This is a genomic window from Achromobacter sp., from assembly GCF_057314935.1.
In genome coordinates this window covers 9,840-19,052 of record NZ_DBHKZA010000089.1, presented here as the reverse complement: position 1 = coordinate 19,052, position 9,213 = coordinate 9,840, and the positions used below count along the sequence as shown (strand labels likewise).

Here is a 9,213-nt window from a genome sequence, read left to right as displayed (position 1 = left end):
CCGGGCGGCAACAATCCTGGCGGCACCGACCCGACCAATCCCGGCGGCACCGATCCGAACACGCCCGTCAATCCCGTGACGGCCGGCCTGCTGCAAACTACGTTGGGCAATACTGGCAAAGCCGTGGACAACACGCTGCCGCTGAATCTGGGTACGACGTTGGGCGGCGTGGGCAAGGCGCTGGACCCGACTTTGGCTCCTGTCGTCAACACGGTTGTCGGGCTGACCCAGGAAGTGGGTGCCACGACCGGCTTGGGCCAACCTGTGGATGGCGTCACCAAACAAGTGGGCGGCCTGGTCAGCGATTTGGGCACCACCGTCAAAGGCACCGGCCTGCCCGGCGGACTGAGTTCCGGCCTGGGCGGCCTGGTCGATGGTTTGGGCAAGACGGTGGCCAGCACCGGCGGCCTGCTGAACGCGGACCCCGCCAATCCGCAACCCCTGACAACCATCCTGGGCAACGCGACGAACGCCGTTGGCGCCTTGACCGCCGGCCTCTCCGGCCAAGGCGGCCTGTTGAACCCGGTGACGCAAGCCGTTGGCGGCATCACCGGCGGCGTGCTGGGCGGCCCTTCGAAGCCGATTCTCGAACCGGCGCTGGGCAACGTGGGCAAGACCGTGGACAACGTGCTGCCGCTGGGCCTGCAGCCCACCCTGGCCGGCCTTGGCGCCGCGCTTGATCCCACCGCCAGCCCGCTGGCCGGCACGGTCACGGGCCTGACGCAACAGTTGGGCGCGACCACCAAGCTGGGAGCCCCGGTCGCCGGACTGCTGACGAACCTGGGTGGCACGCTGGCGTCGGCCGGCAGCTCCTTGCCGGGCAATACGGCAGGCCTGAACGGCGTGCTGCAGGGCTTGGGCGGCGCGGTGGCCAGCGCGGGCGGCTTGCTGCACGCCACCCCGGGCAACTCGAATCCGCTGGGCGCGACGCTGGCCAACGCGACGGGCGCAGTCGCTTCCCTGACCTCCGGCTTGGGCCTGGGCGGCGTGACGGGCGGCCTGACCGGCGGCGCTGGCGGCACTGGCGGTTTGCTTAGCCCGATCACGGGTCTCCTCGGCGGCGTGGGCGGTGTGGGCGGCACGCCGGCGGCAGGTGGCGTGGGCGGCCTGCTGGCTCCGGTGACGGGCTTGCTGGGTGGCGTGACCGGCGCAGTGGGCGGCGCGACGGGCGGCACGGCCAACGGCGGTTTGCTTGGTGGCTTGCTGGGCGGCGTGACGGGTGGGACCGCCGGCGGCACCACCGGCGGCACCACGGGCGGCACGGCCAACGGCGGCCTGCTTGGCGGCCTGCTGGGTGGCGTGGTCGGTGGTGTTTCGGTCGGCGCGACGACGGGCACGGGTGCCAGTGCAGGCGCCAGCGCAGGCGGCGCAGCCGGTGCCGGCACGACCAACGGCGGTTTGCTGGGCGGCTTGCTGGGCGGCGTCACCGGTGGCGTGACCGGTTCGTCGACGACGGGCGGCGCGACGAACGGCGGCCTGTTGGGTGGCCTGCTGGGCGGCCTGTCGGCCAAGAAGTAAACCACCACATCCGCAAGGGAGCGACATCATGCTGCAACAAGAAACCATCGTTCACCATGAGCATGTGACCGTGATGCCTGAATCTCGCACGAGTGACCTGCGCCCGGGAATGCTTGACGATATCGCCCTGATGCTGGGTCGGCAGTTTTCGGTGTACAACGCCGCGTGCCAGTCGGCCCTGGCGGAAAAGCTGGGGATCCCCCTGGCGGACCTGAAGGCGCTGGAACTGGTGATGGAGTTCGATGCCTTGCCCACCGGGCAACTCGCCCAGTTGATGGGCATCAGCTCCGGCGGCGCGACCGCCTTGATCAACCGGCTGGAGGCGGCAGGCTACGTGCAGCGCGGCCGCCACCCGCTGGATCGCCGGATGATCGTGATCCGGCCGGTCGAGGAGCAATGCCAGCACCTGTCGCAGGAGCGGCAGTGGATTGCCGAAGCGGTGATGCTGATGGCGCGCCGCTACGACACCACCGAGCTGGAAACGGTGCATGCCTTCCTGGCGCAATGCGTCCGCACCTTGAGGCACGACACGCTGGTTTGGCTGGAAACGCGCAGCGCGCATCACGACGACCACTGACCCCGGTCCCGCGCGTACGGCGCCGCGTGCCCCGCACGCCCTGATCCGACAGGATCAGGGCGTGTTTTTCATGGGAATCATCCCGGCGGCGTGCCGAACTGCAGCCGCGGAACCGCGGCCAGCAAGCGGCGAGTCAGTTCCTGCTGCGGCGCGTGCAGCACGGCGTCGGCCTGCCCCAGTTCGATGATGCGTCCGCCATCCATGACGGCGATGCGGTCCGCCAGATACTCGACCACACCGAAGTTGTGCGTGATGAACAGGTAAGCGATACCCAGTTCGTCCTGAAGCTCGCGCAGCAGGTCCAGGATCTGCGCCTGGACGGAAACATCGAGCGCGGACGTGGGTTCGTCGCAGATCAGGACCTTGGGCTCGACCGCCAACGCCCGCGCGATCGCGATGCGCTGGCGCTGCCCCCCCGAGAATTCATGCGGGTAGCGCGTCAGCGTATTCACCGGCAGGCCCACCCGCTCGATCAATTGCGCCGCGTGCGCGGCACGCGCCGCCTTGGTCATGCCGCGACGCAGGGATGCCAAGCCTTCATCCAGGATTTCGCCCACGCGCATGCGCGGATCGAGCGAGGCGTAGGGGTCCTGGAACACGATCTGGATGTCCTGGCGCAGGTCGCGCAGCGTGCGCCGGTCGGCCGACAGCGCATCCTTGCCCTGCAGCATTGCCCGGCCCGAAATCCGGGCCCCCTCGATCAGGCGCAGCAACGCCTTGCCGGTGGTGGTCTTGCCGCAACCGGATTCCCCCAGCAAGGCCAGCGTTTCGCCTGCGCGCAGTGAAAAGGTCACCCCATCGACCGCCTTGACCCACGAGACGATGCGGCGCAGCGGGCCCTTGCGCACGGGGTAATGCACTTTAAGGTCTTGAACGTCCAGCACCACGTCGCCGGGCTTGCGCGCCGCGCGCTGGCCCGCCGCGCGGTCGTCCTCGCGCGCCATCGCCTGGCGGCGCTGTTCGGTCAGCGGAGTGCCACGCTTTTCAAAGGTCGGAATGGCCTCGAACAATTGCCGCGCATAAGGGTGCTTGGGCGCCCGGAAGAATTCCTCGGCACTGGCGCTTTCGACGATTTCTCCGCCGCGCATGAGCGCCACGTGATGCGCCACGTTCTTCACCACCGCCAGATCGTGCGTGATGAGCAGCACGGCCATGCCGATTTCCCGCTGGATGTCGGCCAGCAGGTCCAGCACCTGCGCCTGCACCGTGACGTCCAGCGCGGTTGTCGGCTCGTCGGCGATCAGCAGCAGAGGCTCCGCAGCCAGCGCGATCGCGATCATGACGCGTTGCTTCTGCCCGCCCGAGAACTGGAACGGATAGTCGTCCACTCGCCGCTCGGGCTCGGGAATGCCCACGCGCCGCAGCCAGTCCACCGCACGGGCGCGGGCGGCCGCGCCCCGCAGGGGCGTGTGCGCCGTCAGCGTTTCAATGATCTGGTCGCCCACCCGCATGACCGGGTTCAGGCTGGTGGACGGCTCCTGGAAGATGATGCCGATCCGCCCCCCGCGCACCCCGCGCATGGCGCTTTCAGGCAAGCGGTTCAGATCTTCGCCGTCCAGGTCGATCTGACCGCCGACGATGCGGCCGGCGTCCGGCAGCAGACGCAGCAACGCCAACGCCGTGATGCTCTTGCCGCATCCGGATTCGCCCACCAGCGCAAAAGTCTGCCGTTCAGAAATGGCCAGCTGCAAGCGCTTGACCGCGTGCGTCATGCCGCTTTCACCGGCGATGTCCACCTCCAGGCCCTGCACATCGAGCAAAGGCGCGTCGTGGCTCATGGGGCTTCTCCCGACTTGGACGGACGCGGTTCGGCCGCCAGCGCCGTCGCCGGACGGCGGCCGAACAGGCCGCCCAGGCGGGCCATGCGGCTGGGCTTGTAGCGGCGCGTGCGCGGATCGAAGGCATCGCGCACGGCATCGGCGAACAGGTTGGCCGCCAGCACCAGCGCCAGCATGAACATGAAAGCGGTCATCAGACTCCACCAGATCATGGGATCGCGCGACATCTCCAGCCGGGCGCCATTGATCATGGAGCCAAAGGAATTCATGCTGGGATCCACGCCGATGCCAAGATACGACAGCACGGCTTCATAGAGCACCAGGCCCGAGAATTCCAGCACCACGGTGATCAGCACCAGATGCGCCACGTTGGGCAGCAGGTGGCGCGTCATGATGCGCCAGTGCGACACGCCGAACGCGCGTGCCGCCTGCACGTATTCCAGTTCCCGCAGCTTGAGCGTTTCCGCGCGCAGCAGGCGGCACAGCCCGGCCCAACCGGTCAGGCCGAGGATCATGCAGAGCAGGAACAGCCGCAGGTCCGCCCGCGCGACCGAGGTGTCGAACAGGTCGGCGTGGTTGTCGATGTAGACCTGCATCATCAGCGCGCAGGCCGCCACCAGCAGCACGCCGGGGATCGAGGTAATGGTGGTGTACAGGTACTGGATGGCGTCGTCGACCTTGCCCTTGAAGTAACCCGCCGCGATGCCAAAGATGATGGCCGGCGGCAGCATGGCGATGGTGGTCAGGCTGCCGATGACCAGCGCCGTGCGGATGCTTTTCAGCGCCTGCCACAGCACGTCGTTGCCGATGCGGTCGGTGCCTAGCGCGTGATAGCCGCTGGACAGGCCGGCCAATGCCCCGGCCGTCAGGCAAAGCAACGTGAACGTCACCGCCATGGCGCGCCACGGGATGTCGGCATGGCCGCCAAACAGTTGGCCGGCCGCTTCGGACGCCGACCCGGTGCGCCGCGCCAGGCAGGCGTACAGGATGATCGTGGCCAGCAACGCCAGCCCCAACCCGCCGGCCAACCCGATTCCCAGGCGCTTCAGGACATCGCCCGTATGCTGTTCCTCGGGGTGGGTCAGATGGGTGGCCGCGCCACGCAAGCGCGGATAGTCGCGCACCGGCTTGCCATCGACCACCATGGTTTCCTTCAGGAACAGATTCGCCGCCAGCGGCTGCGAGTAGTTCTTTTCGGGGCTCGTCAACACGGTGCCCGACAGCAGGCCATCCAGCGCCGACTTGACGACGGGCGCATAGACCGGCGGGGCATCGGCGGCCGCGCCCGGCACAGGAGGCAGTTGCGGACGGTAATGCACGGAGTCCAGCAGGCCTACCAGGGTGAACGCGGCCAGGACCACGGCGGAGCACATGGCGGGCGTGTCGCGAGCGACCCGCCCCCAGGTCGCTCGCAGGTTCGGACTGCGGCGCACATGCCAGACGTAGGCCAACGCGCTGAGCGCCATCAGCCACAGCGCAACATCGGTCCATAGAAAGACGATCTTCGGCATGGCGGCTACTCGAAACGGACGCGGGGGTCAGCCAGCGTGTAGGAAATATCGGCCAGGATCAGCCCCACGATGTACAGCGCCGCGCCCAGGAACACCATGGCGCGCACGACGGAAAAGTCCTGCGCGTTGATGGCGTCGATGGTGTAGCTGCCCAGGCCCGGAATGCCGAAGAAAGACTCTGCGATCAGGCTGCCCATGAACAGCAGCGGCAAGGCGGCGACAGTGCTGGTCAGGATGGGCAGCATGGCGTTGCGCAGCACGTGCCGGAACAGCACGACGCGTTCGGCCAACCCCTTGGCACGCGCGGTGCGCACGTAGTCCTTACCTATTTCTTCCAGGAACAGGGTGCGGTAGAAGCGCGCCTCGGGCCCCAGCCGCGACACGATCGCCACCAGCACCGGCAGCGCCAGGAACTTGACGACGTCCAGCCCGCCCGCGAAGCCCGAGAACGGCACCAGGCGCATGAGCTTGGCGAAGACCCACTGGCCGGCGATGATGTAGAACAGGCTGGAGATGGACAACAGCAGCACGCACACCACCACGCCCCAGAAATCCAGTCGCGTCGCCCGGAAATACACCAGCGTCAGTGAAAAAACGATGCTGACGAAAAGTCCCAGGATGAACGTGGGCACCGCCAATGCCAGGCTGGGGCCCATGCGGGTCTTGATCTCGCGGCCGATATCGCGGCCGCTGTCGGACGCGCCGAATTCCATCACGAGCAAAGGCACCGACCGCTGGTAGAACACGGTATCGGTCAACTGGGCCGTCCCTTCGGCTTTGGCGTTGAAGAACAGCGGCTTGTCGTAGCCGCGCTCGACCTTCCATTTTTCCACCGCGTCCTGGCTGGCGCGCTGTCCGCCGATGGCCAGGCGCGCCATGTCGTCCGGCGTATTGACCGCGAAGAACAGGATGAAGGTGAAGAGGTTCACGCCGATCAGAATCAGCACGCCATACAACAGCCGGCGGATCACATAGCCGATCATGATTGATGCTCCTTACGGGCGCCGGGCCCAAAGGCCGTCTGGCGTTCGCGGCGCTTGAGCGCGACGTACGACGGCCAGATCGCCAAGGCCAGCAGCAGCACGAACAGGCCGATCGGCCACCATCTTGGGAAATTCCATTCGTCGATCTTCTGCTGCCGAAGCGCGGGGTCCAGCTTCAGGTACTGGAGCGTGTTGCGCACCATCTGCGTCGGCTTGGCGTTGCCGACCCACTGCTGGTAGGCGCCGCCCGACATCGGGAAGAATCCGAACATCCAGGGCGCGTCGCGCTGCACGACCTCCACCATCCTGGCGATGAGCTTCTCCTTTTCGGGGCCGTCATCCAGGAACTTCATCTGCTCGAACAGCTTGTTGAATTCGGGGCTGTCGTAGTTGGCCGCGTTCTCGCCGCCGCCCTTGGCCTTGGCGTTGGGGCCATACAGCAGGAACAGGAAGTTCTCGGCGTCGGGATAATCGGCGTTCCAGCCCCACAGGAAGATCTGCGCCGCGCCGCGCGTCATCTTGTCCTGGAAGCGGTTGTAATCGGTGGACCGCAAGTCCAGCTGCACGCCGATCTTGTTCATCTGGCGGCGCATCCAGTCGAACTGCGGATTCGATCCGCCGCCCTGCATGGCGTCGTAGTACAGCACCAGCGGCGCCCCGGTCTTGGCGTTACGGCCATCGGGATAGCCGGCTTCGGCCAGCAGGCGGCGGGCCACGTCGACGGACTTGCGCTCGGGCTTGCCGTCCACCAGGTCGTACACCACGGGGTTCACGCCTTCAGGCGGTTCGCGGTAACCCAGCACGCCGGGCGGCACCGGCCCCTGCGCCACGGAAGCCTGGCTGTTCTCGAACACGGCCACGTACTCTTCCCAATCGAACACGATGCTGATGGCCTGGCGCAGCTTGCGGTTCTTTTCCGCCTGCTCGGGCGTGTCGCCCTTGCCCACGACGGGGTCCAGCCAGTTGAACCCCATGTACCAATTGGCGGTTTCGACCGTGGTCGGCAGGCGGATGCCGCGTTCTCGGTACTGGCGGGCCTTATCCTGGCTGTCTCCGGCCGCGACCAGCATGGCCACGCCGTACTCGCCGCGCTCGATCTGCGGCGCGTCGTAATAGCCCTGCATGAATTTTCCGATCAGCGGAATCGCTTCCTTTTCCAGGCTGAACACGGCGCGGTCGATGAAGGGCGTGGGTTTGCCGCAATCCGCCAGCAGGCCGGCCGCCTTGTCGCCCGGTTCTCCGTCGCAAGGGTACGGTTCGCCGTGGAAATTGGGGTTGCGCACCAGCACGTGGCGCCGGTTCGGCAGCGATTCGGCCAGCATGTAGGGGCCGGTCCCCACGGGCCAGGTGTTCAGCGACAGATCGTGCGAGGCCATGCCGGGCTGGTTGTAGAAACGGTCGGCCTCCCAGGGGATGGGCGCCGTAAACGTCATGGCCAGCCAGTACTTGAATTGGGGATATTTGCCACTCACCCGGATGCGCAGCGTGTGCGGGTCCAGCGCCTGGACGCCGGTAAAGCCGTCGGCTTCGCGCAAGTCCAGCCAGGGCGGCGTGCTGCCGCCAGGCAAGTCGCGCCGCATGTCGCGGTCGCGTTGGCGCAGGCGGTCGCCGTATTCCTTCATGCCTTGAACATGGTCGGCCATCACGGAATAGATGGGCGACACCACGCGCGGGCTGGCCAGGCGCCGAAACGCATAGACATAATCGTCCGCGGTGAGTTCGCGCGTGCCGGTGCGCGGAAAGTCGGGAATATAGAACTTGTCGTCCAGTTCGCCCGCGGCCAACGGGTAGTAGTCGTAGCTGCCGTCGGTCTTGCGGGCAAAGGCCGGATGCGGCTGGAAGCGCACGCCAGGGCGGATCTTGATGTCGTAGACGCTTTCGGCGATCTGTTCGCCCGGCGCGTCAGCAGGCAACGGTTTGCCCTGCGCATCCAGATAAAGCGGCGGGGCGATGGCCTCTGCCGAGCGCGGCACCAGCTCGTAGGGCCGCTTCAGGTAGTGATAGCCGTACAACGTCTCATAGATGTTGTAGGTATAAGGCGTTTCGTCCACGGAATAAGAGCTGGCCGGGTCCAGGTACTTCGGCGAACGCTGCGTGAACGCGGAGTAGAACGTGTTCTGGCTTTCCGCGCCCGACGGATACGGGCTGTTGATCGGGCTTTCTTGCGAGCAGCCCGCCACTGCCAGCAACAGCAGCGTGGCCGTCGCCCAGAGCCGCTTGAATGCACGCATGGAAACCTTCCCTTCAAATCGTTGCGACAGAGAATAGCAAACGCGGGACGGAGCCAGTACCCAGGCATCCCCCTAGCGGCGCCCGAAGGATCACCGCCTGACGGTTCACCGCACGACGGACCGCCGCCCGACTCATTCGCACTGGCGTTGACGCCAGCAGTCGTAGCGCCACTTCCAGGGTTGCACGGCGCCCTGCTGTACCCACAGGCCACGGCCGGCGTCCTTGGCCTGGCGTTGCAGGTCAGGCATGGCCTTGTCGCGCAGGTAGTCGCCCTTTCTGGCGGTATAGGCCCAGGCGTAGCCGGCCTCGACCTGCAAGCGGTTGGCCGAGCGGCCGTCTTCGAGGATCAGCGCGCACACGTCGCGGCCGTACTGGTCTTTCTCGTAGCACTGGGCGGTCAGGGTCTTGCCTGCCACCAGGCTGGCAAGATTCTTGCGCGCGGCCTCGGCATACGGTTGCCCGGGCTGGTCGGCGCCGTGGCCTTCCTCCGGCGCATCGATGCTGTCCATGCGGATGCGCCGCTGGCCATCCGGCGCGCGCAGCGTCACGGTATCGCCGTCAGCCACGTTGACGATGGTGCCGGTCAGCGTGTAGCTGCCCTGAGGCACGCCGCC

The 9,213-nt window shown here is 66.8% G+C and carries 7 protein-coding genes; 2 read left to right on the top strand and 5 right to left on the bottom strand.

Annotated features, from left to right (window positions below; all coding sequences use genetic code 11):
- The coding region (locus ACO6D5_RS25205) for a collagen-like triple helix repeat-containing protein (RefSeq protein WP_485826880.1) at positions 1 to 1,518 on the top strand (1,518 nt) is incomplete at its 5' end.
- A gap of 28 nt (positions 1,519 to 1,546) precedes the next feature.
- On the top strand, positions 1,547 to 2,095 hold the full coding sequence (locus ACO6D5_RS25200) for a MarR family winged helix-turn-helix transcriptional regulator (protein ID WP_088589045.1): 549 nt from the start codon (positions 1,547 to 1,549) through the stop codon (positions 2,093 to 2,095).
- Between the two features lie 77 nt (positions 2,096 to 2,172).
- Here the strand turns inward: ACO6D5_RS25200 and ACO6D5_RS25195 are convergent, their stop codons facing one another.
- The 5 genes from ACO6D5_RS25195 to ACO6D5_RS25175 all read right to left on the bottom strand — a co-directional run.
- Positions 2,173 to 3,873 carry an ABC transporter ATP-binding protein gene (locus ACO6D5_RS25195; RefSeq protein WP_485826879.1) on the bottom strand — a complete coding sequence of 567 codons (1,701 nt, stop codon included), beginning with the start codon at positions 3,871 to 3,873 and terminating at the stop codon, positions 2,173 to 2,175.
- Entirely contained in the window at positions 3,870 to 5,384 is a 1,515-nt protein-coding gene (locus ACO6D5_RS25190; protein ID WP_485826878.1) for an ABC transporter permease, read from the bottom strand. The genes ACO6D5_RS25195 and ACO6D5_RS25190 overlap by 4 nt, the downstream gene beginning before the upstream one ends.
- Before the next feature lie 5 nt (positions 5,385 to 5,389).
- The gene (locus tag ACO6D5_RS25185) at positions 5,390 to 6,367 is read right to left on the bottom strand and encodes an ABC transporter permease subunit (RefSeq protein ID WP_315845319.1); all 978 of its coding nucleotides are present in this window, start codon (positions 6,365 to 6,367) and stop codon (positions 5,390 to 5,392) included.
- On the bottom strand, positions 6,364 to 8,598 hold the full coding sequence (locus ACO6D5_RS25180) for an ABC transporter substrate-binding protein (RefSeq protein ID WP_315845318.1): 2,235 nt from the start codon (positions 8,596 to 8,598) through the stop codon (positions 6,364 to 6,366). The genes ACO6D5_RS25185 and ACO6D5_RS25180 overlap by 4 nt, the downstream gene beginning before the upstream one ends.
- Positions 8,599 to 8,730: 132 nt before the next feature.
- Positions 8,731 to 9,213: thermonuclease family protein (locus ACO6D5_RS25175; RefSeq protein WP_485826877.1), on the bottom strand; the 483-nt coding region annotated here is incomplete at its 5' end.

Excerpts from the sequence above, each read along its gene's own strand:
- ACO6D5_RS25200 (WP_088589045.1), top strand. The coding sequence starts at position 1,547 with ATGCTGCAACAAGAAACCATCGTTCACCATGAGCATGTGACCGTGATG.
- ACO6D5_RS25195 (WP_485826879.1), bottom strand. The coding sequence starts at position 3,873 with ATGAGCCACGACGCGCCTTTGCTCGATGTGCAGGGCCTGGAGGTGGAC.
- ACO6D5_RS25190 (WP_485826878.1), bottom strand. The coding sequence starts at position 5,384 with ATGCCGAAGATCGTCTTTCTATGGACCGATGTTGCGCTGTGGCTGATG.
- ACO6D5_RS25185 (WP_315845319.1), bottom strand. The coding sequence starts at position 6,367 with ATGATCGGCTATGTGATCCGCCGGCTGTTGTATGGCGTGCTGATTCTG.
- ACO6D5_RS25180 (WP_315845318.1), bottom strand. The coding sequence starts at position 8,598 with ATGCGTGCATTCAAGCGGCTCTGGGCGACGGCCACGCTGCTGTTGCTG.